Source organism: Streptomyces sp. 378 (assembly GCF_030124145.1).
In the GTDB taxonomy this organism is placed as follows: Bacteria; Actinomycetota; Actinomycetes; order Streptomycetales; family Streptomycetaceae; genus Streptomyces.
The window spans coordinates 1-828 of record NZ_JASKMS010000086.1 but is presented as its reverse complement, the minus strand read 5'-3'; the positions used below and the strand labels follow the sequence as shown (position 1 = coordinate 828).

Annotated in this window: 1 protein-coding gene; it reads right to left on the bottom strand. The window is 68.4% G+C overall.

The features are described 5' to 3' along the window. A partial coding sequence (locus QNO09_RS39610) for a sodium:calcium antiporter (RefSeq protein WP_283975067.1) occupies positions 1-821 on the bottom strand: 821 nt, incomplete at its 3' end. Positions 822-828: the final 7 nt, after the last annotated feature.

The window sequence follows — 828 nt, the reverse complement described above, 5'->3', positions numbered from 1 at the left end:
GCAGCGTGGTAGAGGGATCCGCCTCGATAGGCGATGTCGCCGACCACCAGGTTGAGTGCGTCCAGGCAGTTGCCGCCGATGATGGCGGCGATGGCCAATGTGACAGCGCCACGCCGGACGGCGGCAATGGAGGTGACCGTCTCGGGCAGGGCGTTGGCCAGGCCCATGAACACAGCCCCCACGAGGCCGGCACTCAGTCCTGTGTGCTCCACGATGCCCTCCGCGGCCCGGGCCACCGCCCAGCCGCCGACAGCCACGAGTCCCGCCACAGCGGCGAATTCGCTCCACAGCCGGGGTGTCGAGTGAGCGGCAAGCCCTTGGACGTCTGCGTCCGGGACATCGGGAAGCGTGTCCCGGGTATGTACCGCCTGCCACATGGGTTCCCCGCGGCTGCGGATGAGGACCAGAGCGCCGAGGTAGAAGGCCACCAGAACGACGGAGGCCGGATGCAGGCTCAGGAAGGTCACGGACGGGCTGAACGTTGCCATGAGGGCGATGCCCAGCAGCCCGATGAGCAGGCAGCCGAACAGCATGTTGGAGACCGAGGCGGCGGCGTGTTCGAGGTTGACCTTCCGCAGGAAAGCGTCAGCGACGACGAGTGCCACCGTCTGCGCCGCAATACCTCCTACGGCGTTGCTGTAGGCAAGGCGCGGCTGGTCCGCGGCGGCGCTCACGGCGGTCATCACAATGCCCGAGAGAGACGTCACCAGGCCGAACAGCACCGCACCGAAGAGGGCCTCGCCCCAGCCGGTGCGGTCGGCGAGGGTGTCACCCAGCCCTGCGAGCCGGATGCTGCACACCACGGTCACGGCTGTGGCCACAAGGAAG